Raw genomic sequence first — 22,670 nt, forward strand, 5'->3', positions numbered from 1 at the left:
GCTACTACCTTCAGAGCGACGCTATCCCGCCGCCTTCTGCGGATTCAACAGAGCACATCTGTTACTTCAAAAAAGCAGTGAGCGCGGTCAGCGCTTGCGTCGCCGCCGACGGACTCGAACCCGACGGACTCGGACCACGCGGCCCCCCTCCTCGTCCTCTTTGTCACTGGTACTGTCGTCCGATGACCCAGCAGCAATCCACACGACGGTCAGCAGCACGCCGATGATCATGACCATCGTCATACCACCGAAGCCGCCCGACTGTGTTACGACCATTCCGAGCATGCTTTCCAGCATATCTCATCATTTGTTCTATCTGAGGATTGTATTATCGCGAATGTCGGTTCAGGGAAGAATTTTTAAATTGCTCTCGTAGAAGCAACAACAATCATATCCGGATTCGAGTCTGTCGTTCATTTTCTTCGATCAGGACCACATTGTGATGTTCGGTCGAGTAGATCGTAAAGGCAGTGACGAAGCAGATACCCCATAAATCAAGAAGAGACTTGTGGCGTTCACGCCATGGAAGACATCATGATACCCTTAGATCCAGATCAACGGTAGACCGTGTACGCGCAAGGAGATCTATCAGTATTACCTCTCCCACCATATCGAGTGAGTCATCATTGAACAAGTCACGCATCATCCCCCGGTAGGAAGTGAGATCCACTTGCTGATTGTCGACGATCGTAGCAACGGATCTGAGCAGCTTCTTCATAGTCATAGGTGTAAGCCCTTCACTTAATGCATCCATAAGTTCTGGAACGTTATTGACGACTGCATCGACATTAGATGTAGCCAGTATTGAATAGATCTCGGCGATATCTTCCCGATCAGTGGAGTCAACCCCCTCGAACAGTTCCTGTAGCTGCTCATTTTCCTCACCAAACAACTCGGGTAACGCAAAACTCAGTTCTTTGAGTAATCCTAGGAAATTTTCCTGTGTCTCTGGAATCTCATTGTATATCTCTATTAACCGCTCATCATCATCATCTATAACCGCTTCGTGGACTGCCTCCGGATGGACGTCTGCTACTCGACCAAGCGCCTTGGCTCCGTGCGTCGTGTACAGGGACAGGTGGGACATATTCAATTTAGCGGCTGCCGGAGAGGGTAGTGTTCAGATAAGCTGGTTCCATGCGAAAGCGAATGCTTGAAGCCAATTTTCGACGGTGTCTGCTTCGGCGTGGCTGAAACAGTTTGAGAACTGGTTAGTTCGACACTTTAGTTCTCGAAAGACACGTTCGACGGCATTCCGATTACCATGTTTTTCGTATCTGTAATCGAGGCCGTGTCGATGAGGTGCCGCTTGCAGCCACGGTGCAGAATCGACGAGAAAGAGCGCGTCATCGACGAGATGTTTTTCACGGAGTTCAGCGATAAACATCTCGGTGATCGCTTGATTTCTCGTCGGAGAGAGCTTAACGTGCAGCAAGCGGTTCGTGCGGAATCGACCGCAGCGTACAGCCAGAACCGTTCGTCATTGAGTTGGATCACGGTCTCGTCAACCGCAACGTGATCCGGGTCGGCACCACCTGTGGGCTGTAAATCAGCCTTCTGCACCCAATTGTGAACGGTGGATCGACAGCGCTCGACACCCAAACTATCAAGAATAGAGATGGTATTCGAAAGTGATAGTCCAGCCAAATGGAGTCGAATACCGAGCTTCATCACTGGCTCGGGTGTCGACTCTCGCTCCACAAATCCTAACTCGAAGCGGTCGCTACCACTATTGAGGCGTGCGATTTCGAGCATTGACCACTCAAAAATCGCACCGCCTCATCCTTGATCCTTATCTGAACACCGCCGGATCTACACTCCACATGACTGGTCGTCACTCCCTTCTCAAAAAAGAATTTAGCAGATTCAGTGAAAGGCCGGATCGTCGGGGCTGTCCGCTTCAGTCTCATTGCCAGCCTCCGAATCGTCCTCTCCATCTGCTAGCTTCTCAAGAGTATCCGAGATGTCCGAAGATCCGCCCCCCGCGACACCTGAATCATCTTCATCGGAGGTGTTGGAGGAGGACTCCTCTTCGTCAGATTCCCGGAACATCTCCTCCATGCGGACAATCTCATCCCAGAGACCAATCGCGACTTCTGCCAGAGAAACATCTTCCTCCGAGAGGTGGTGCTTGATGAGCCCAATGAGTTCTTCCTGGAACTCTTGGGTCGCCTCGGGGTCAGGATCGAACACAACGCGCATGGAGGTCTGGAAGTTCTCCTGGTGCTCGGCCTGTTCAGCGACTTCCGCCTTCACTGCCTTGATCGCGAACGGATTGAGATCATCTTGTGCCTGTGCGTCGTCGGCCGGATCGGAGTCGTTCACTGCCATCGCAATTACTTCTATGTGCCGCGGATATACTGGCTGATCCGAAGACGGATTGTCTGGGAAAATTTTTTATACTATAATGAATGCCGATAGTGGTCTTCAGACTAAGAGATTGTCTTATACACGGAGAAGTGATCCGCAAAATTTGTTGTTCTGAGAAAAGGCGTTTTCAATTCTACCCTGCCGATATTCAAGAATGCAATTATCAGCACCACTGACCGAGTAGATGAGAGACACAATAGTAGACCGACTCAACAATGGTTCTGACAGAGCGTTTGAGTTCTGACCGGACGCCTCAGCCTGCTGGAACGGTCCCTGGTCCAACTGTTCAAGACGAGCAGAGTCAGGACGATGCGCACACCCAGAAAGCAGTCGGGGTAATTCCAGAACTCCAGATGAGACCTGGATTTCCAAACCGAGCCTCGAATAGTGGATAACGGAGTGATGGGGAAAGGCAGCATACGTGTACATACGTCGGAGACGTGGTGCCCTGTTTCAGGGCCGTTCCCGGCGGCTAACACATATGAGCGAACACAAGCCACAGACCGCAGCCGGTGACCCGGACCAAGGTGCCGACGATGCCACAGAGTCGGATGGACAGCAGATCAATGAGCCAACCCGGAACAAGCTCTTCGTCATTCCGGTTGGAACGGGTGGGCTCCGAACCGCACAGCGGATCCACTCCCTGGAGGAGCACTTGGAGCCCGACTTAGATATCGAGTACATCCCCATCGAGTCGGCAACTATCGACAGCGCTGCCGTTCCGAATGAGTTCAAGGGAATTCGGCTCAACACGAACGACCGGATCAAGAAGGAATTTGACCAAGCGAAGAACGACCCGTCAGTTCCATACCTGAGTCCAAACCATAGCCTGAACATCCAAGGGGCGACCCGGAACCCGTGCGTGGGTCGGTTCCTCTTGGAGCGACACGACGGGCGTGTCAAGCGGAGTATCGGCAACGAGATGCGATCTGCGCTCGACAAGCAGGACACGTCAGCGTCAATCTGGTTGGTCGGTACAGGATCTGGAGGAACTGGAAGCGGGATCCTGCCACTGCTCGCACCGATTGTCCGTCGAGCTGCTGAGGGTATCGAGAGTAAATTCGACCTCGATGTGAGGGTGAACGCGATGGTCACGGTGTCGGAACTCCGGACTGACGGCCAAGCACTCGACCCAGAGGGTGAAGCGGAGTACTACGTCAACTCGAGCAACACGTTACAGGCGCTGGCCACACTACAGAGGTTAGACGAAGGAGCGAACGGTGACGGCCTGTCGACGGAGGCGATTCAAACGCCTGTGGCCAGTACGGTGGATTACGTCGACATCACCACGCCACCACTTGACAAGCTCTTCGTGGCCCCAATTGAAGAGCAGCGGGTTGACACCTCACAACACGACAGTGATAGGCGAGAGAGCTACCTCTCTCGGGTTAATTTTAAGCTGGCTTCAGCGATTCTGTCGCTTGCGACGGTCAGTGCCGGAGACATTGGTAACACGTACAACCAGCTCGATTATGATATGTACACAATCGACGTCGCCAATATCGGGGCTACGGTACAGGCGGCGCTCGATTTGCTGACGTCAGGAGAGGAAATCCGTGCGCAGCGGCGTGAGAGGGAGCAGCTTGAGTCACATCGGGACGCCCTCGGACAGCTCGAAGCGAATATCAACGCACTTCGCAAGATAGAGTTCGAGCCTGGATCAGTTCCCGAGACCATCGACGACATCAGCGCAGAGATATCGGGACGGAGCTCACAGTTCATCGACGCCACCTCGGTGCTAGACGTGACGCTCGCCGGAGTTGACGAGATTCAGGAGGGGATGAGTCGAGTGGTTACCGACCTCCCCGAGCGGTTGGTGTCGGCCGACGATTTCAGCGACAGTCCAGCGGAGAACGGTATTGAGGACTTCGACCCGGAGCAGTTCATTCCCCATCGGGCCCTCGGAAAGTACACCTTCTTGAATCTCGTCTTAGCACAGATTGACGCAGAACTAGAGGATCACGCTTTCGAACGGCGAATCGACGACCTCTGGGAGAAGAACGAAGAGGACCTCGATGCGAATGTCCGAGGCCTGAGCGAGGAGGATTATACGAGCCGATACGAGCAGGGGATCGACCCATACTTAGGCAACTCTGAGGCCGAGATTGAAGAACAGATCGCTAACACCTCATGGTACGAGCGGAACGAGCGGAGGCGCCTACGAGCAACCCTCGATAGTATTCAAGAGACTCGAGAGGAGTTGTCAGAGTTGTTCGACGAGTACGAGCACCTCCTTTCGCTCCGCGAACGACTCGTCGACACCGAACTGTCGAAGTTGGAGACGGAGCTGGAGGACGTTTGTGAGCTCCTTGGGACTCGTCAAACGGTTGCGGAGGACCTCATCGGTGAGAAGGAGAGTGATATTCGCGCTGCCGAGACGCGTCGAGAGACGTGCCGCCAAAGGGTCACCCCGGTAGATAATTTCTCCGGGTCGGTCGGTGACATCCCACTCAACATCGACTCGATGGAAGATCTGAGCCGCAAGAGCCTCACCGAAGCAGAGAGTCTCTTCGATCTCATCGACGACGGGCTGCTCGACAGGGACAGTATCCTCCGGCAGATCAGCACCGCTCTCGACATCGTGTCAGAGCCGCTTGAGGATAACTTTGATAATAGTAGGACGTTCCGGGCGAACAGCAAGTTAGACAAGACTCTGATCCCGATGACTTCGGCGGGGAATAGTGGCGTCTTGAGTATGTCTGGGGAAGTCGAAAGTGACCTACAGGCGATCAACAGCCGCCACGACATCGGGACGGTTCTGAGTGACTGCTGGGTCGACAGTCCGTTCGAGCTGACACTGGTGGTTCTGTATGGGAACGTTAGCCTTGAGAATGCCTCCGAGTTTAGGGTGATTCAGGAACGATGGCGACAGGGAAGTCTGGATAGGCTCATTGGGAGCGATATCGACCTGTCTCACCATGCGGCCTTCCCTGAACTCGTTCCCGCAGTACAGTCAGCATCCCAGGTTGGCGAGAGTTCGAGTGAGAGACCCATTGACGGGGTGGCAGACGAATGAGGTACCAGGCAACGACGGTCCTCATCGTGGCGCTTGTGCTCGGGTCAGCCATGGGTGCCCCGTTGTCGGTCAGCGCTCAGGAACCCGTCAGGGATGTTGTCGTCATGAGTGCCGACTACGATGAGACCACTCCGTCACAGGAGATTCGCGTTCGGCTGACTATCGAGCCCACCGATGCGAAGCTTAGCGACATTAGGGTCGACTTCAGGTCGGGGGCAAAGACACTGATCCAGACCAGTAGTTACGCTAGCACGGTCACTCCTAGTAACCACGACGTCTCGATCCGGTCAGAAGGGAGGAACGCGTTCGTAATACCGGAGCTCGATCCAGGAGAGAAGGTAACGATCGCGTTCAACGTGGTTCCGTCCACACTTGGAGAGCGTGAGTTGACTTCGGCAGTAGCGGACATCGAGTTCAGTCAAAACGGTCAGCGGCTTGACGCACAGATCTCCGAGCAGGTGGAACTGGCCGATAACCCATGGGATCGAGCCCAATCGTCGTCACGGCCAACGTGGTCCATTTTGCTCGGGTGGAGCGCAGCGGGTGGAATACTCGTCGGTGTCGCCACGATGATTGTCTACCGACGGCGTCAACGGTCTGTGGTTGAGCGTGTCCAGTCCACACTCGAACAGGAAGTGGCCTCAATCAAACGGGCTGGAAATCAGACGGTGAAACGGCGGGCTGACCAGCTGATGGAAGAGATCGATAGAACAGTGGGCCGAGAAAGCGCTGATGAGCAGGACGAGACAGATAGTGGCTCTGTCGTCTCTAAGCTCGCTGAAGTCCTTGGGTTTGGAGGAGGAGGATCTGAGGGGGACAGGGATGGACCGAATCTGTAGCACGGCTCACTCGGGCTCTATCCGTGACTGAACTTCCCGGTGATTGGTCCGCACGTAGGCGTGCGGCCTTTGTCCGTGATGAGTTTCAATGTCAGCACTGTGGCGCAGAGGGCGGCCAGTACGGAGATGCCAGCCTCGAATGTCACCACATACTTCCGCGCCGTATCGGCGGGTCACACGAATTAGAGAACCTTCTGACTCTTTGCGAAACATGTCATAAACAGATTCACCGGGGCGAAACAGGCTCATCTGTCTGTGAGCATACTGGGGGCGGCCCAACCAAACTCGGTGCGGCCGTTGCTTCCGTCACAGGTGTCGTCGGCCGACCCCTCGCCCGATTTGTCGATGCTGTATCCTTAGGCCTGTTAGTACTCATTTTTGTCATTGCCCTCGGCACCGCGCTCCCACACCAGTCCCCACAAGAGACACTCACACCCATCCGTTTAGTCACCAGAGGGATTTTCAGGTCACCTGGCGTCGCAGCCGTTTGGATCGGCTCATTCGTTTGGCTACAGCTACTTATCGCCGCCCAGCCGGTTGTTCGCAGTATACCTTCCGAAAGCGTTCCGGAGCCACCTGCTGGTCGGTGGTCTCAGTGGTTCGGATTTGGGCTCCTATTGGTAGTAATTGGGCTCGCAGGGATGACTGTCGCTAGCCATAGATTCATTACAGGTGAGTACTTCTCGATGCTGTCGGTCTTGACAGCGAGCTACAATATCGGGCTCGCAGTGATACTTGGAGCGGGGTCAGCAAATATCTTCTCAGATGCCGCCGAAATCACGCCACGTTGGCGTCAGTTCTCGATTCTGACCAGCTGTGTCATAGTTGGTGCCACTGCCATCATGACAGCTATCTTTGGACAGACAGTTCCAATCATTGGTCTATCTGTTCCGATGGTCACCGCTCTGCTTCTCTTTTCTCATCCACGTAGAAACTAATTATGAGGCGTTTTATTCCCAAAATTCAGACCGGGCGCTCTATTTCCGTGAAGTATATCTGCCAAATCGTCTCCAAGTACTCGGCAGCTGCTTCTGGCACATCCCGCCCCGTGGCGACATCGTCGTTCATCTTCCGGACTGGATGGACGTGACGTGCGAGAAATTCGACGAGGCGCCGGAGAGCCTCGCCGACTACCGCCCAGAGCGAATCCTAGTTGGGCACGGCAAGAGTGTCTATGAAGACGGTGCGACGAAGGTGACGACGACGAGTTTCCCTGACGCTGATTGATCGCGATTCGCTATAGGGTCGGTCGCATGGAGCGTGTGTCGTCGAGACGCGTTGGGTGCCGGGGTGCTTTCAGCCCTACATCAGTACAGTTGCTGAACAACTAGCCCCATCGCCGATTGGTGTGGTACTCACCGGCCCACCCCACCCGCCGCTGGCCCTTCCGGTGATCAAGCTCACCGACGTCCCGCTCACTAACGCTCGCGGGACTTCCGCATCGCTCGCGAGCGACTGGTCGTCAACGAGAACGCAGCGTCACAGTACGATCTCGAGCCCCGTACGAAGCGTGCCGTCGCCGAAGCGATGGACGTCTCACTCCTCTCGAAAAGTGGCCGCTACGAGGTACAGTCCGCGTCCGGGAACCGGTACGAAGTCGACGTTGTCGGCGAATCTTGTACCTGTCCAGATTGGCAGCAGCGCTCCCCCGCCGGCGGATGTAAGCACCTCCGGCGCGTCGATCACGAAATCAAGCGTGGGCGAGTCCCGCGACCGGATGGCAGACTCCCGGCCGATGCGGCTGGTTCCGATTAACCACTAGACCACCCTGTTCATCCCTCGAGTTGGTTAACGCAGACAGTTACGACTCTACTGCCGTCACGGGAGGTCGTCTGTCACATCGACGAGTTCCTCCTCGATCTGCCAGCGATACAGCCGCCCCTCCTGCTCGAACAGCTCGAAGACGCCGTCCTACATCCAGCCGAAGGGGTGTTCTTCGTCCTCATACACCCGCTTGAGGACGTGGCTCTTCGCGAAGAACTCCGTCGTACCGACGAGGAGGCCCTGCTCGACGAGGAAGTCACTCGGTTCCTTCTCAGCGACGCCAACGAGGTAGGTGACAATGTCGGCAATCAGGCAGAACTTCTGGATGCTGTTGTCCCACTCCCCGCGAATGTCGACCATCCGGAAGGCGTAGGCGTCTTGTCTGCGGTTGAGCCGGTCGACCACGAGGTTCAGCCGTCGAATCGGCTCCCGGTCGTAGTTGCCCAGCACGAAGTACGAGCGCTCATTTTCGTAGACGGGGGTCAGTTCGCTAAGGGCGTGGAGGATCTCCTCGTTGTCCGCCAGCGAGATCGCTTCGTCGTCGAGTTGATCCTTCGCACTAGTGAGGACTTCTTCAGGGACCGGCGGTTCCTCGTCGGGCATATATGACTCCCCTCAGCGTCGTGCGATATGATTTACGGAGTAATTCACTAGCTTAGTTGGGTACGATTTACTCCAGAGTGATTTACCCAAGAGTAAACTACTTGTCGCTAGGACGTGTATCGTGTTGTATGAGCACAGAAACGGGGACAGCTGAGGGGACAGAATCACGGGAACTCGTCCACTTTGTCACCCAGCAGACGCGGTTCGCGCTGATTAACAACATCCTCCAGCATCCTGACCAGCTCCCCTCGATGTACGAACTCGAGGAGCTCAACCCCAGCGTGAGCGACGCTACCGTCTACAAACACATCCAGAAGTTGATCGATAAGGGCATCGTGAAGGAGGTCACCCTAGACGACGACCAGCGCCGGCAGGGCTACCCGAGAAAGTTCTATGGGCTCACGGAGGACGGCCGGGCGTTCCTCGACGATCATAACCTCCTCGCAGCAGAGGACACGCTCCAGCAGATCTACGACACCATCACTGACAAGCCCGAGAAGATGGTCAAATACGAGAACGCTCCCCGTCCGGACGGCATCTGATTGTGCGTTCTATTCGAGAATAGTTTTCTATTCACTAATAGTGGTGTGGCAATCCCGGCTCGGTGATTTGTTTCGCGTTCTTGTGCGTGGATCAGCCGTGAGAGCCTGTGTGCGAACCTATCAGTCCGAATCTTGCTTACGGTTAACTAGCACTACAGGAGCAATCACCAGTATTGCAAGCAACAGACCGGCTCCGATGATAACGAAAAACGCATCTGATATTCCCTCCGTTGTCACGTAATCATACGACAAAGCAACCGCCGTGAGTAACATGACCCCGATGAACAGTAGTTGGCGAAACTCCGAAGACCAGCGCATAGAGAGGGCGTTCATATTACATGGTGGAACATCCGTGGGCAAATACGTATGGGTGATGAACCACCTGTACTGACCGATTCCTGTTTCGTGTAGGTAGTCCTCTACAATATCCTCGTACCCGTGACGGCTCGATATCTGATTAACCAACAAATCTATGCCAATACGCGCTCTGTTGGTTAACACGAGGCGATCGCTGATGTCCGACAAGCCACCGACGCCGCCGGCCGACCTCTCGACGGAGATGGTCGACACCCTCAACAGTTACACCCCCGAGCAGCTCCGGTACGTCGCACGCTACGCCGAGGCGTTGGCAGCGCACAAAGCTAGCGGTGGCCACGTTGACAAAGAGCCGGATGACGACGAGGTCGACGAGCGGCCGGATGACCTTCCGGACGACGTCCCGTCAAAGGCCACAATCACGATCAAGGAGATCAACGATAACCGCTACTACTACTGGCAGTGGAGGGATGGAGACAGTATCCGTTCACAATATAAAGGGCCAGTCAACCCGGACGAATGAGCAGACAGTACGTCCGGATATAAAGATTTCACACCCCGTGTGCTATTTGATTTTGGTCCACTTGGAACAGTGGTGACTACACATCTCTAGTCACGAGTGTATTCGCAGATAAGTGCTCACCACCCACCCCGTGTACAAAGTGTAAATATGCCATATTCCGGCGAGAAAGTGCTACTAAGTTAATTTTGTATTTTGAAGGAGACCTACAACCCGCGGGATGACACAGGTTTACCGGGGGCTCTGTATAAGCGACGAATTGAGTAACAAGTCAAGGTAGACATACTTGAGAGCCGCCGATTCTGCGTTACATGTCAATAATGGGCCGTATCCGAATGCGATCTCCAGAACACATCGATAGAGGGGTGTCGACAAGACCTAATTGTCATGAACACGTCGATAGGGATTCTGAGCAAGCAGGTGGCTGTCGGTCGCTTAGGGCAACAAGCCTGGAGAGATCGGATTAGCGTCTGGTACTTATCCACCGAAAATATTCGTTTCGAAAGCTCTAACAATGAATCACACATCAATAGAGGGGTGTACACGAATGCGAGTGGGAACGCATTAATTGGCCTCAAATAGGTGAGTTAAACAACAATTGTGATCCGATAACAGATCGACAATACACATCGATAGAGGGGTGTACGAAAACGAATAAAAAACAGCCAATTGGGGGAGGAAGTGGTAAACGTGATAGCCGACACAGCGAACACATCGACAGAGGGGTGTGCGGAAACGAGTGGAAAGCAGTCATAAAGGTGGGTGGTGAGGTGCCCGAAGACTACCCATCTAAAAAAGCATAAGGAGACCAGCCAGCTCCGAGATGTCTGAAGCCCCTACTACGTCTGGTTCCGAATCTGGGCTTTAACGACGGAGGTGACCTCGTCCTCGGAGACAGCCTCAATACGCGAATCTTCCCGAAGTGTCTCGAGAATTGTCTCTGGTCGTTCTCCAAACTGGAACTCTAGAAACATCCCGGAGCTGGGGCCGTGACTCCGTCGTTCGAAGTCGACCAGCGAATAGGTCGTGAGCTCTTTCATCTTGTTCACGTACGTTTCCTGGTGGTACTGATCAGCACCAATGGCGTCAGTCAGATACTGATAGACTTGATACCCGGTCGTACTCCGAGCAGACCCGCCATCGGTTTGAGATGCGACTGCTGCGGTAGCGTATAGACAGAGCTTCTTCTGTGTGCTAATTCCGCGAACAACCTCTAACACCCGGTTTTTCTCGACTTTCTCCTGGGCGGTGCGGACGTGTTTTTCGCGAACACGCGTGTCCCCTTCACGCTCGGCGAGCTCACCGGCAACACGCATGAGGTCGATCGCCTTCCGGGCGTCCCCGTGCGTTTGCGCAGCGAACGCCGCTGCGAGTGGGATTACATCGTCATCGACGACATCTTCATTGAACGCATCTTGTCGGCGTCGAAGAATTGCTTGGAGTTGATTCGCGTCGTAATCATCGAAATGGACGTCTTCAGGCGTGAACGAGCTGACAGCGCGGCTGCCCACAGACTCCATCATTTTCGTGTCGTTCGAGATCGCAACGACCGAGATGTACGCGTTGAGGTCATCGTTCGTGCCAGCCCGAGACAGCTGGTACAAGAGCCGTGAATACGCGGGTTCCTGTTTATCACGCCGACCAACGAGCATATCCAGTTCATCGAGTACAAACACGACGGAATCGAAGTGGTCGTTGACGATGCGATACAGCTCATCCCATTTCTCTTTCGTTGCGACGCCGTGCTTGGGAACCTCCACGGCGACGCCTGCCTCGTCAGCAGCTTGCTGAACGAGTTCATAGACAGCAATTCCGAGCGTATCCAGATCCTGGCAATTCACCTCGACGGTACCGAACTGAATATCTCGATCCTCACAGATACGACTAATATTATGACAGACGGCCTTCGTGATAAGGGATTTACCCGTTCCGGACGGGCCATAGAGAAACAAATTCGGCGGACGGTTGTCTCCAAGCGCAACGCGAAGCATCTTGGTGATTTCCTGGAGCTGCTCATCACGACCCACAATGCGGTCCTCCTCAACGACATAATTGGGATCAAGCAGCGACCGCTCTCGGATCAGTCCTTTCTGATTGTCGAACTCGAGGAGCATGTCTTCGATTGATTGGGAAGGCTCCTCGGAGTCGGTCTCCTCCTCGGGCTGTGGCTCGCTGTTGGGGTCGTGCGATGCTGTCGACTGTCGCGATGGCTCCGACTGTGACGCACCCGACAGCTCAGCTTGAGCCGTCGTCTCATCCTCCGGCGATCCCGGCTCGTCTGATGAATCGTCGGAGTCGTCGATACCCATACGACAATTGATATTGCCCTATCTGAAAAAGGTTCCCCACCTCTATCGATGTGTGATTCGACGTGTGAAACCACGAGAAGCCAGATTTATCGCGAGAGCCTTCTGAGAACGGTAAATCAACGATAACCGCTGACGATGTGTTATCCAGCACCCGCTCGAACACACACACCCCTCTATCGATGTGTTCGAAGAGATCGTCGGGAGGGGGGATATCGGCGGAATTGTCTGAGCGATATCGGAGAGAACGTCCTCGTATCCGCTCAACACGACGAAAAGACATCCTACTCGTCCGCTATCCGTTCGTTTAGAGCGAGTGCTTCTCTTCTCTTCTCTTATTCTATTAACACAAACACACACACCCCTCTATCGATGTGTTCGATGTGTTTTGCGAGCTGTTGATTGTATTGTTTCAATTCGGGCAGGATAGATAACACCTCGACAGTTGACAGCGGCATGTAGAGCGGTTCTATCCCCAAAATCGCGGCAGAATCACCGTCATCGACTAAAATTACCACTCAGATCTCTATCGCTCACTTAGGTAGAACACATCGATAGAGGGGTGTGTGTCTGACCGGGTGGAGACACTCGACGGATGTCTCATCGACCATCGGACAACGACTTATCTGTCCTCTATCCGGTTAGCGGATAGATTGACCAACGCGTTTCGAGATCGGATATTAATTCGGGTGCTGAAAGTCAACGAGAGACGACGCCAGCAAAAATTGGAATCTGGTCTGGAACACATCGATAGAGGGGTGTCCCTTTACCGACCTATCGAACCTCGACGACTACAATCACTATGAGACAATATGCTGAGAGGACAGATCTTAACCAATAGATCCGGTTGTATTTCCCTGATTGTTGGTTAAGTTCCGTAGAGACGATACCTGCCTTTTTCGCGTGTCGTATGAATTCGGACCCGCGGTTGAGGGGCCGTCGAAAACCGATGTCCAACCGGTAGCAAACGGTACCAGCGCGGACGGGACACAATTAACACCCAAGCCACTAATGTCGTTCAGTAGCAGTGCCCCACGACGACCGACCAGGTCTGGCAGCGGATCTCCAAACCCTCGACCGCACGTGGCGATCAATCATCTCTAGCCCTGCTGAGCCGCGCTCAACAATGAACGTTATCGAGTACGGGCTTGGAGATCAGCGGCGCGCTGAGGTATACGTGAATCGGCTCATGCGGTACCTTTTGGATCCAACTGAGCCGCACGGAATGGGGACCGACTTCCTCGCGGCGTTCCTTCAGGAGTTACCGGACACGGCCGAGTTCGATGAGGATACTCTCGATCTATCAGACGTACGGGTCACAGAACAAGTTCCAATCAAGGATGAAAGCGATCCAGACGCGTCCATCGGATACGCTGACCTCGTGCTCGACATCCCGAACGAGTGGTTTCTCCTCGTCGAGTTGAAGTTCTCGGCCGACGAAACTGGGACGGAATTCTACAGTCAAGCGACGCATGTTGATGACGTCGCTGTCGACGGGTATGCGTCGGGCCAGTACTACCTTTTCCTCCATCAACACGATCGCCCCCAAGCCAGCAGCGACACGTTCGCAAACCAAAGTTGGCGGTCATTCGTGCGGGAGGTACTCGATCCGTTCATCACCGAGAACGCACTCCGGTACCCACAACGAACTACGACGCAGCTTCACGACCTTCGAGACGATCTCCAGTCCATCACAAACATGACCACCCGCTCAGCCGCAGACGAAGAGAAGATCGCACTGTATCTTGAACATATAGACGCAATCGAAGACGTCCAAGCCGCGTTCGACGATGCGTGGGATTCGTACGCGACACGCTGGGGACGCGACGTCGCCCAGGTGTTGGCAACCACTGAAGATGCGATCACCCGGTTAGAAGGAGAGCACTTCCCGGAAGTTCGTGTCTCTCGGACTGACCGCGATGACGAGCGGTGGATCTTCCGAGCGAACGGCGGCGACTGGCAACACGTGTTCAAGTACGGCTGGTACAAACACGAGACATCGCTTGAGAACCTCACAGATCGCGCAGACGGTAGCAACGACCTCCGTATCGGATTCTACCACCGGATGGAACGGAACCGAGACCTCGCAACCCGAGATCACACGTTGAAATTCAATTTCCGAAATATGGGATCGAATCCGACCGCATTTCGTGATATCTACGCGGAGCAGTTCTACAATCACCGGAGCGAATTTGAGGAGTTACTAGCGGATACAGAGGGCCTCGTGACGGGCAATAAACTGACGTTGATCGAAGCGACGTACGACATCCCGGTCGACGGCCACGAGAACTATTTTGATGCCTACACCGCTGCCCTCAACGAGGCCTTCGTTGACCTCGTCTGTACCGAACCGGAGTTGATCCAGCTGATGGGTGCGACCTTCGAGAGGGCCGTTGCGGAGTACCGGTAACTCCCTGATTACGTATCTTCATCGGCTGGCGGGCGATTCGATAACCGATCGAATCGGCTTTGAGCGGTCTCAGAGCGTTCCGTTGTTCGCTCTGGTTTATATTCTATGGAACTGATAGACCCCTTGCGTATCAATACCTCCAAAATCGCGTCAGCGTGCTGCCCATCCGAAGGCAGCTCGTCGGGATTGATGACCGCATTTCCGACCTCGTCACCATCCTGTTCGAAGAACACTGTCGCGAGCCCGTCCTCAATCGAATCGACAACGGCGGTGTACTCGCCATCCGGAAGATCAATTGTCGTCATTAGTAGCTCTCCTCCAGCACTCGGTCGCCCTCAGTTGTAGTTACGATCACCGTATCACCGTCATTATTCCAGATTGGCGAGCCCGACCCCCAGTACAGTTCGCTGTCGGTTGCGGTGCCGCTCCCGGTGTACAGCGTTACTGTTTCACCAGGCTCCAGCGTGAACCCATCCGGGACCGTGTACGTGTGGTCGGCGTCATCTGCGACTGTCCAGCCTGAGAGATCAAGCGTCTCGGAACCAGTATTCTCGAAGACGACGTATTCATCGTTGAGGTTGTCACCATCTCGGCCTTCAGCGTCCGCGTTGATCGCTGCGACAGCGAGCGCACTGGTGTTGGAATCTGCGTCAGAATCAGACCCGGAATTGGTCTCTTCTGGCTCCCCACCAGCGTCGATTTCGCCAGTGCCCTCACCACCGATCCGAACGCGTTCAGTGACGTCTCCCGATGTCCCGGGCTCGACGGCACCGCCATCACGGATGTCGAGCGGATCAGTTGGGGCTGCCTGTTGTGTCTGAATGGAGACGGCCTCGCCATCGCTCACCAGCACGATATTCCCATGTGTGGCGGTCCAGTACGTGGGGATTGAACGGTCAGAAAGCCGCTCAAGGACTTCGTCGTTCGGGTGGCCGTACTGCGAGTCGTACGCACTTGAGATGACCACCGCTGCTGGCTGAACGGTATCAAGGAACGCCCCACTTGAGGAGCTGGCTGAGCCGTGGTGGCCCGCCTTGAGAACCGTCGATTCGAGCTGGCTTCCGTACGTGTCGACGAGGTATTCTTCTTGATCATCCTCGGCATCTCCCGAGAGGAGAAAACTCGTCTCGCCGTGGGTGAGTTTGAGCACGATGCTGTTCTCGATGCGGGCTTCGTTTTCGAGATACGGTTCTGGTGGACCTAAGACGTCGACGTCAACACTTCCGAACTCAACCGAGTCACCTTCTCGGGTTTCGTACAGCGTCACGTCGTGGGTCTCGATTGCGTCGAGGTACTCCGCGTAGGTTTGTGTACTCGCCGCGATCCCGGGATCGTAGACGGCGCCGATACCGTCGGCGTCCGTCTCGTAATACTCGATGATCGCGGCGTTGCCGCCGATGTGGTCGGCGTCGTTGTGGGAGGTGATGAGGTGATCGATTCGCGTGATATCGTGGGCTTGGAGATACTCCAAGACGTATTCACCGTCATCGTTGTAGTGGCCAGTATCGACGAGCATCGTCTCACCCTCGGGCCCCACAATGAGCGTACTTACTGACTGCCCAACGTTGATGTAATGGACTTCGAGCGTTCCGTTCGCAGGCGTGGTTGTCGACTCATTTCCGGTATCCGGGGTACCTACGGACGGGTCGCCGGGAACCGCTCCTGAACAGCCCGCAAGGAGAACGATCCCGACGATAATGAGGAGTCGACCGCGACTCCCGATTGAACTCATAGTAGACAACTCTTTTCTAGCAATAAATCCCTCTGGGTCAGCTGTGTGGTCGGTAGATGGTGGGCAGCTCACAATTATGACAGGTGGTTTGTGATCAATTCCGACGCTCAGCGGACATTCCTCAGCGGTGTTCGATATTGCGTCGCTACCGATGTTCCAGTCCAATAAAATACAGTAGTCTCTTGAATGACCCACTACGAATCAGATAACTGAGTAGCGATGATGGGGTCGGTTACACAGCTCTCAGCCTCCAAACAACAAATCCGGTGCGCTGATGCGGTTCTCCTTCTTGTTGTCCCGAGCGTTCTTTTCGGCATCCATGCTTGGCTCCCTGCTGGGGTATCCTCGCGACTGGTGTTTACCTACGGAGATCCAACACTAACCACTGTTTGGACGGCGGCGGCGATTCACGATAGCCCCGCGCATCTCACCGCGAATCTGGGTTGGTACGGGCTTGTGGTCGGCGCAGCCTACCTGGTATACGTCACGTGGGGACGACGTCGACTGTTCTGGCTGCTGTATGGAGCGCTTCTTGTCGTCGCCCCACTCACGACTGTCGCTACCGACTATTGGCTCCTGTATCAGCGGTGGGGGCTTGTTGGCCCTGAATCGATTGCGTTCGGATTCTCTGGCGTTGTGAGCGCATTCGGTGGGCTACTCGTTGTCGGGCTGTTCGGCGTGATTGCTGAGTGGTACACGTGGCCGGTGTCGGCCGCCACGACCGTCGCGTTTGTCGCTAGTGGGGTGGGTGTCGCACTCTCTCAGTCACCCCTCCTAGCGAGGCCAAGCACCGCAGTACCGGTCGCTGGTATACTGGTCGCGATCGGATTCGTCTCACTCAGATGGTGGGATCGAGACCTCACAGTTCGCCGCTGGCTATCGGCTCATCGGCCCGCGATCGTGCTTGCTGGGAGCTGTGGTGTCGTCATCAGCGCACTCGTCGCCGGGATGTTTTCTGTTGAAGCTATTTCGGGTGGGCGATTTCCAAACGTCATAGCCCACGGGACCGGCTTCGTGACCGGCGTCTGTGTTGCCGGAGGGGGACTGCTATCGCTGTCGTAACGTGAGGCGTCGATACTCCGAGTACATTCATCTCATCCCGAATTGAAGCCGGCTGGAGATACACTTACTTGCCATTGACCGTTCATACGAACCGCATCCAATGGTCGAATTCCCCGACTCGCTTCAGTTGCTGTACACTGGTCAGCTCGAAGAACAGAACGGGTCGTATCTGATCGAGGTCCCCGCCAGCGCGGTTGATCAAGGCACGCTCGATGTCGGCGACCCGTACCGAATAGCGGTTCTCCGCTCCAACACCGCCGTTGAACCGAACCCACACGAAGAGCCATCCCAATCGCAGGACGCCCCAACCGCTGCCCCCTCAGCGCCCCCTGTTGATGAGGGAGAGATTCGGGAGGTTACCGTTGAATCCGTTGGCGATCAAGGAGACGGGATCGCGAAAGTCGAACGTGGCTACGTCGTTATCGTCCCTGACGCGCTCCCAGGCGATGAACCAACGGTTCAAATTGACCAAGTACAGGAAAATGTCGCATTTGCGAGTATCGTGGAGGATGATCGGACACTGGTCTCGTAACCGAGATATGACGTTCTGGAACGCGTAGTATTTCAAGTCTCGACAAATTACCCGCATCTCTGTACGACCTCACCGGTTTTCAGCGCGACCTGCTGTACTTGGTCGACGGCCTCAACGACCCCCACGGGCTCGCGATCAAAGCTGAGCTCGAAGAGTACTACGAACAAGAGATCCATCACGGGCGGCTCTATCCGAATCTCGACACCCTCGTTGAGAAAGGACTCATCGAAAAAAGCCAACGCGATAAGCGGACCAACGAGTACACAACCACTCGACGCGGGACCAGAGAAATCGAAGCCCGAGTTGAGTGGGAAGACCAGTACATCAATCGCGACACAGCGGATTGACCGACTCAGCTGATTCGATAGCGATACCAGGGCGGTACACAACCACCTCAATCACGCGGGATAGTCGATTTCGCTCGGTTAGTGTCCGTCTGCGAGATCGAGCTACACGCTTGGTAGCGATGTGGACAGATCACTGTATCTTTCGGCTCGCGTCTGGCCGATATCGTGTCGTGGTCGCTGTCGTTAACCAACAGTTCCCCCGAACGGCTCTTCTGTTGGTTAATTCTTCGCCGGGTTCGTGTACGCCGACAACTCTGGGACCCGCATCCCCGCGATCTCACGTCGGATCTCCGTCCGATCCCAGCCAAGCGGTGCCAGCACACTTTCGACAGCTCTGACCAGTAGCGTCTCGTAGTACGACGCATCGTACGACGCTATCTCCTCGTGGGCTAACGCGACCCGCTCTCGCGAGTTTTTCTCGTCGTCGACGACTACGTACTCGATGTCCTGTCCCGGGTGGATAGCGAGGTCCTGCTCGCGAGCCCGTTTCAACGCGGCCACGTTTTGGGTATTCTGTGAGTAGCCTTCCAGCGGCTTGGAGACACGATTCCGTTCGACGAGCTGCTCGACCGACACCGTTCCAGCGTGGAGCCGCTTGATCGCATCCTGAAGACAGTCGAGGACGGCATCCGGAGACCGAGTCGCGTCGAGCCGATCAAGACAATCCCGCTGGACGGCCTCGATGAATGGTGAGGTTGAGCGCTGCCGGGCTTCAATGCCTCTGATCTTGAAGTCGTCGTCGCCGGCGACCTTTCCAAAGTACTTCGTCAACGCGCCGGCGTCGCTCTCGCGCTGCGGGACGAACGCCACCCAGTCGTAGTGGGCCTCGTGTTCGAGCCGAATCTCGACCTCTTCCGTGATTGCCGTCGCGAGCGTCTGGAGTTCTTCGCGGTCCTCGTCGTCGACGTCGGGGTCCGGGGTCACCCAGACGGAGTCAACGATGCCGTGGACGACACGCCAGCCGCCCGCTTCAAGCCGCTGTTTCGCCGTCAGCAGAATTTCGCGCGCATACGCGTTGATTGCCTCGTGGCACTCAATCCGGCCGAACTTCGCGTTGCTGAACCCCTGATAGCCGAAGCAGGCAACGAGGATCCACTTCAGCGCTCCTGACCGTCCTTCGAGCTCCGCCAGACGGTCCTCATCGGGGTCGTCTCGATCCGTCTCGCGACGGATGGCTGTCTTGATTTCGTCACGTGCGTCGATGATCGGCTGGAGGACGTCAACGAGGTAGCCTCGGTCATCGCAGATCGAGTATTCGAGGCCGGGGACGTCGTCGCGGTCGCTGTGACAATCACACCGGATGATGTCCGGTGAGACGTTTCGCGTACAGATGATATTCGGATACAATGAGGAGAAGTCGAGTTCGTGGACGTTCTCGTGGAGGCCGACCTCGGGCGCGAAGATGAAGCCGCCACGGTCGGCGTCATGGAGCGTCCCCATCGGCTTGTAGAACTCGTGGCGCCAGGAGTTCCATGGGACGAGGACGCCGCGGTCGTGGGCCTCGCAGATTTGGATTGCGGTGAGCCCGTTCCCGATCGACGCCCACGCGAGCTCCTGGACGGGCTTTTTCGAGCGCGACACGAGGTCGAGGACGCCGTCGAGGTTCGTTTCTCCGTAGAAGAACGTGTTCGACTCGTCGATGATCGCCCGGCCGGGCACGTTGTACCGCGCCGGCGAGTGACCGACGCGGCCGTAGCTCGAGTACGTCGACCGGCTCGCGAGCTGCTGGTAGTCGACGCCCGGCCACCGACTCAGCGAGAAGTGGTCGACGCCGGCGTCCGTCGACATCTCGTACAGGGTCGGGACGATCTCGCTCGTCGAGCAGACGAGAATGTCTGGGTCGTGTGTCTCGATCGCCGCTTGAACGGTGGTGAGGATGTCTCCTGCTGACCCGGTTACAGTCTCGCCCGCAATTGTGAGCTCGCTGTACGTGTCTTGGCCTGTCTCGGTCACTGAAATACCGAGCCGGAGCGTCGACAGTTCTGCCGCCGGCGTTGGATCGCGATTCGTCTCCAGACAGTAGCGAAACTCCCGTGAGAAATCGACGTTGAAGCAGGCGAGATCTCCAACGGGGTACGCTGACAGTTGGTGTGCCTGTCGCGCAAGCGGTGTGACGCGGTCGACATGGTTGACGTCGACAGCCAGAGCGCGCTCGTCGTCACGCCTGAAGCCGGAGCGCCGCGGCACGGATTCGGTCGCGACGACGTCAGGATGCCGTTCGTATAGTGAATGAAGTTGTGTAAGATCGATGTCGGTGTCAGGATCACGTGCTGCGACGAAGAAACGGGGCGTGTAGTCGTCGCGTTCGGTCATGGTGGCGCCATCGTCGGTCGCTTCCCATTCAAGGACGCGACCATCATCAAGGAAATCGATCGTGAACGTCATTTGCGTAAGTCACCCACCTACCATTCTATACACCGAAATCTCGCATAATCGCCGGTGTGTCTGTTCCGGATTTCGGGGAATGGAGATCGCCTTGACAGAAACAGCGTACTCTCGTGGGTTCGCTCTGTCAACCCCACTTCCAGAATCGTTTCCGGGTTTGTTAGCTGAACATCCGGTAGCGTGTTAACCAACAGAACGACCGTCTTACAGATCTCTGTTGGTTAAGACTGCTGTGAACAGTCCTCCATATCTTGAATACGGTGATTAATATACTACCCCACAGATTATTATACCGCTCTCTCGTTGGTTGGCACATAATGTCAGAAGATCTGTCCCCGTCCCATCGAATGAGCCCAGACGGCGGCACCGAACACCGTGACGTGAACGATGTCGTCGAAGAGGAATGGATCGAGGAGACGACGCCATTTGAACGAGTGTATGAAGTCATCTCTCGGGTGTACGATCCGCTGTCTGCAGCACAGATCGCCGAGCGTGCCCGCGTCTCACCGACCACGGCGCGAAAGCACCTGCGAACGCTCGAGAGCGCTGGTGAGGTAACGACGTCTCAGGACGGTCAGACGACGCACTACCGACGGTCGGAAACGGCTATCGTCACTGAACACGCCCAGTCGCTCCTCGCGGAACGGACGCCCGAAGAGATCGCGTCCGGCATCGCTGATATGAAGGCGCAAATACAGGCGTGGCGCGAGGAATACGGTGTTGATTCACCCGAGGAATTCGCCCGAGAACTGGATATCGGCGACGCCGACAGCGACCACGGTGCGCTCCTCACAGAATGGCAAACGACGCGACGTAACCTCGCGCTCGCACAGGCAACACTCGCGATCGGTGAAGTGAGTCAAACTGGTCACCTCACTGGCACGGACACAGACGACGATGGTGACGAGGATACATCCATCGTCGTATGACCGACGACGGAGATCCCACTCACCATATTCAGCCAGACGAGCAGTCTGAGGTATTTGGTCCTATCGACGCCGGGGCACTACGGGAAATCCGAGACCTGTTCGTGGACCTCGAGCCGCTGGTCCAGGCGGCGTCATTAGACGACCCCCTGAATCCACAGGCACTTTCCGTTGAACTATCCGACGGCGTCGGAGCGGCGTCAACAGCGCGGATAGATGTCCGGTGGAGTCTCACCGGAAACTACGCCGCACACTACACAGATGATCGAGACCGAAACTTTCGGTTTGACTGTCATCCGAAACCCGACGCGCCGCGACGACACTTCCATTCACCTCCCGATGCTCCGAGCCGTCCCGTTGACCCATCCTGTATTGCTGTGTCTGAGACCAGCCTTGTGACGCGAGCGATTCTCCAACGGTGGCGATACGCCTACACGAATGGAACATTCGAGGGGATCAACGACGCAGAAAATCCACCGTGATATCTTCCTCACCGGCTCTGTAGAAATCTTATTTATCAGACATATTATCGACTGAAACATCTGGTCGATGAAGAGTATACAGGCTGCAGAGGGAATCAAACCGAGTCAGTTTGCCAGCGGATGAACTTCTCGAACCCGTACGTGAATCCAAGAAAGATCACGGCGAACACGAACCAACGAAAGGCATCGAACGTACCTGTAAACGCAAGGACGTTGAAAATGTACGATAACGACGCCCCAACAAACGCGGCTACATACAGGTTACGTCGGTTTTCCATACTGAGCGCTCAACAGGACGTGAATTAACTCTTATCCTCGCCATTATAGTCCGTAGCAACTCGATAAATTGAATTTCACAGCCTCGTACCGGGGTATACACGTTTTGTATCTCGCACAACCTTCACAATATTTCTTTGAGCTGGTAGGAGTGTCAGAGGTCAATAAGCACTCTGTATTCACCATAATCGGAGCTGAATATATATACTGCCGGTCGGAAATCTTGACACTCTGGAGCAACAG

Annotated in this window: 17 protein-coding genes and 3 pseudogenes; 11 read left to right on the plus strand and 9 right to left on the minus strand. The window is 55.4% G+C overall.

Annotated features, from left to right (window positions below; translation table 11 throughout):
- Nucleotides 1-532: 532 nt before the first annotated feature.
- From EXE45_RS10835 to EXE45_RS10845, 3 genes and pseudogenes are all read right to left on the minus strand, one after another.
- Entirely contained in the window at nt 533-1,087 is a 555-nt protein-coding gene (locus EXE45_RS10835; RefSeq protein WP_137694339.1) for a hypothetical protein, read from the minus strand.
- Between the two features lie 33 nt (nt 1,088-1,120).
- A pseudogene (locus EXE45_RS10840) lies at nt 1,121-1,755 on the minus strand (IS6 family transposase).
- A 111-nt stretch (nt 1,756-1,866) separates the two neighbouring features.
- On the minus strand, nt 1,867-2,331 hold the full coding sequence (locus EXE45_RS10845) for a hypothetical protein (protein ID WP_137694340.1): 465 nt from the start codon (nt 2,329-2,331) through the stop codon (nt 1,867-1,869).
- A gap of 520 nt (nt 2,332-2,851) precedes the next feature.
- Here EXE45_RS10845 and EXE45_RS10850 point away from each other — a divergent pair.
- The 4 genes and pseudogenes from EXE45_RS10850 to EXE45_RS21310 all read left to right on the plus strand — a co-directional run.
- Nucleotides 2,852-5,386 (plus strand): tubulin-like doman-containing protein, encoded by a 2,535-nt coding sequence (locus EXE45_RS10850; protein WP_137694341.1) that lies wholly within the window; start codon nt 2,852-2,854, stop codon nt 5,384-5,386.
- Complete coding sequence (locus tag EXE45_RS10855; protein WP_137694342.1) at nt 5,383-6,225, plus strand: hypothetical protein; 843 nt, start codon at nt 5,383-5,385, stop codon at nt 6,223-6,225. Before EXE45_RS10850 ends, EXE45_RS10855 begins: the two co-directional genes overlap by 4 nt.
- A gap of 23 nt (nt 6,226-6,248) precedes the next feature.
- Entirely contained in the window at nt 6,249-7,163 is a 915-nt protein-coding gene (locus EXE45_RS10860) for an HNH endonuclease (RefSeq protein ID WP_137694343.1), read from the plus strand.
- A 508-nt stretch (nt 7,164-7,671) separates the two neighbouring features.
- Nucleotides 7,672-7,980 (plus strand): annotated as a pseudogene (locus EXE45_RS21310) (hypothetical protein); the annotation flags it as partial.
- A gap of 63 nt (nt 7,981-8,043) precedes the next feature.
- Here EXE45_RS21310 and EXE45_RS10870 read toward each other — a convergent pair.
- Nucleotides 8,044-8,592 (minus strand): annotated as a pseudogene (locus EXE45_RS10870) (hypothetical protein).
- Nucleotides 8,593-8,720: 128 nt separating this feature from the next.
- Here EXE45_RS10870 and EXE45_RS10875 point away from each other — a divergent pair.
- Nucleotides 8,721-9,134 carry a PadR family transcriptional regulator gene (locus EXE45_RS10875; RefSeq protein ID WP_137694344.1) on the plus strand — a complete coding sequence of 138 codons (414 nt, stop codon included), beginning with the start codon at nt 8,721-8,723 and terminating at the stop codon, nt 9,132-9,134.
- Between the two features lie 120 nt (nt 9,135-9,254).
- Here EXE45_RS10875 and EXE45_RS10880 read toward each other — a convergent pair whose 3' ends face one another.
- Nucleotides 9,255-9,467 carry a hypothetical protein gene (locus EXE45_RS10880; protein ID WP_137694345.1) on the minus strand — a complete coding sequence of 71 codons (213 nt, stop codon included), beginning with the start codon at nt 9,465-9,467 and terminating at the stop codon, nt 9,255-9,257.
- A 181-nt stretch (nt 9,468-9,648) separates the two neighbouring features.
- On the opposite strand from EXE45_RS10880, the gene EXE45_RS10885 reads away from it, so the two are divergent.
- Entirely contained in the window at nt 9,649-9,972 is a 324-nt protein-coding gene (locus EXE45_RS10885) for a hypothetical protein (RefSeq protein ID WP_137694346.1), read from the plus strand.
- Nucleotides 9,973-10,808: 836 nt separating this feature from the next.
- Here the strand turns inward: EXE45_RS10885 and EXE45_RS10890 are convergent.
- Nucleotides 10,809-12,278, minus strand: a complete 1,470-nt coding sequence (locus EXE45_RS10890; protein WP_369333751.1) for an orc1/cdc6 family replication initiation protein — start codon at nt 12,276-12,278, stop codon at nt 10,809-10,811.
- Nucleotides 12,279-13,302: 1,024 nt separating this feature from the next.
- Between EXE45_RS10890 and EXE45_RS10895 the strand changes: the two genes are divergently transcribed.
- Nucleotides 13,303-14,685, plus strand: coding sequence for a PD-(D/E)XK nuclease family protein (locus tag EXE45_RS10895; protein WP_241989465.1), 1,383 nt, complete (start codon nt 13,303-13,305; stop codon nt 14,683-14,685).
- An 8-nt stretch (nt 14,686-14,693) separates the two neighbouring features.
- Here the strand turns inward: EXE45_RS10895 and EXE45_RS10900 are convergent, their stop codons facing one another.
- Together EXE45_RS10900 and EXE45_RS10905 are read right to left on the minus strand one after the other, a co-directional pair.
- On the minus strand, nt 14,694-14,990 hold the full coding sequence (locus EXE45_RS10900; RefSeq protein ID WP_137694347.1) for a DUF3006 family protein: 297 nt from the start codon (nt 14,988-14,990) through the stop codon (nt 14,694-14,696).
- Nucleotides 14,990-16,417, minus strand: a complete 1,428-nt coding sequence (locus tag EXE45_RS10905) for a lamin tail domain-containing protein (protein ID WP_137694348.1) — start codon at nt 16,415-16,417, stop codon at nt 14,990-14,992. Before EXE45_RS10905 ends, EXE45_RS10900 begins: the two co-directional genes overlap by 1 nt.
- A 219-nt stretch (nt 16,418-16,636) precedes the next feature.
- Here EXE45_RS10905 and EXE45_RS10910 point away from each other — a divergent pair, with 219 nt between their 5' ends.
- The 3 genes from EXE45_RS10910 to EXE45_RS10920 all read left to right on the plus strand — a co-directional run bounded on the left by EXE45_RS10910 (nt 16,637) and on the right by EXE45_RS10920 (nt 18,358).
- Nucleotides 16,637-17,479: a hypothetical protein gene (locus EXE45_RS10910; RefSeq protein ID WP_137694349.1), complete on the plus strand. Its 843-nt coding sequence runs from the start codon at nt 16,637-16,639 to the stop codon at nt 17,477-17,479.
- Between the two features lie 100 nt (nt 17,480-17,579).
- Nucleotides 17,580-18,011, plus strand: coding sequence for a TRAM domain-containing protein (locus EXE45_RS10915; RefSeq protein ID WP_137694350.1), 432 nt, complete (start codon nt 17,580-17,582; stop codon nt 18,009-18,011).
- A gap of 59 nt (nt 18,012-18,070) precedes the next feature.
- The gene (locus EXE45_RS10920) at nt 18,071-18,358 is read left to right on the plus strand and encodes a helix-turn-helix transcriptional regulator (RefSeq protein WP_137694351.1); all 288 of its coding nucleotides are present in this window, start codon (nt 18,071-18,073) and stop codon (nt 18,356-18,358) included.
- Between the two features lie 219 nt (nt 18,359-18,577).
- On the opposite strand, the gene EXE45_RS10925 is transcribed toward EXE45_RS10920, so the two are convergent.
- Nucleotides 18,578-20,743, minus strand: coding sequence for a type B DNA-directed DNA polymerase (locus EXE45_RS10925; RefSeq protein ID WP_137694352.1), 2,166 nt, complete (start codon nt 20,741-20,743; stop codon nt 18,578-18,580).
- A gap of 380 nt (nt 20,744-21,123) precedes the next feature.
- Here EXE45_RS10925 and EXE45_RS10930 point away from each other — a divergent pair, with 380 nt between their 5' ends.
- Nucleotides 21,124-21,672 (plus strand): winged helix-turn-helix domain-containing protein, encoded by a 549-nt coding sequence (locus tag EXE45_RS10930; protein ID WP_137694384.1) that lies wholly within the window; start codon nt 21,124-21,126, stop codon nt 21,670-21,672.
- Nucleotides 21,673-22,670: the final 998 nt, after the last annotated feature.

It is taken from the genome of Halorubrum sp. SP9 (assembly GCF_005435015.1).
GTDB classification, from domain to species: domain Archaea; phylum Halobacteriota; class Halobacteria; order Halobacteriales; family Haloferacaceae; genus Halorubrum; species Halorubrum sodomense.

Coding starts and splice junctions, on each gene's coding strand:
- EXE45_RS10835 (WP_137694339.1), bottom strand. CDS start 1,087: ATGTCCCACCTGTCCCTGTACACGACGCACGGAGCCAAGGCGCTTGGT.
- EXE45_RS10845 (WP_137694340.1), bottom strand. CDS start 2,331: ATGGCAGTGAACGACTCCGATCCGGCCGACGACGCACAGGCACAAGAT.
- EXE45_RS10850 (WP_137694341.1), top strand. CDS start 2,852: ATGAGCGAACACAAGCCACAGACCGCAGCCGGTGACCCGGACCAAGGT.
- EXE45_RS10855 (WP_137694342.1), top strand. CDS start 5,383: ATGAGGTACCAGGCAACGACGGTCCTCATCGTGGCGCTTGTGCTCGGG.
- EXE45_RS10875 (WP_137694344.1), top strand. CDS start 8,721: ATGAGCACAGAAACGGGGACAGCTGAGGGGACAGAATCACGGGAACTC.
- EXE45_RS10880 (WP_137694345.1), bottom strand. CDS start 9,467: ATGAACGCCCTCTCTATGCGCTGGTCTTCGGAGTTTCGCCAACTACTG.
- EXE45_RS10885 (WP_137694346.1), top strand. CDS start 9,649: ATGTCCGACAAGCCACCGACGCCGCCGGCCGACCTCTCGACGGAGATG.
- EXE45_RS10890 (WP_369333751.1), bottom strand. CDS start 12,278: ATGGGTATCGACGACTCCGACGATTCATCAGACGAGCCGGGATCGCCG.
- EXE45_RS10900 (WP_137694347.1), bottom strand. CDS start 14,990: ATGACGACAATTGATCTTCCGGATGGCGAGTACACCGCCGTTGTCGAT.
- EXE45_RS10905 (WP_137694348.1), bottom strand. CDS start 16,417: ATGAGTTCAATCGGGAGTCGCGGTCGACTCCTCATTATCGTCGGGATC.
- EXE45_RS10910 (WP_137694349.1), top strand. CDS start 16,637: ATGATGGGGTCGGTTACACAGCTCTCAGCCTCCAAACAACAAATCCGG.
- EXE45_RS10915 (WP_137694350.1), top strand. CDS start 17,580: ATGGTCGAATTCCCCGACTCGCTTCAGTTGCTGTACACTGGTCAGCTC.
- EXE45_RS10925 (WP_137694352.1), bottom strand. CDS start 20,743: ATGACGTTCACGATCGATTTCCTTGATGATGGTCGCGTCCTTGAATGG.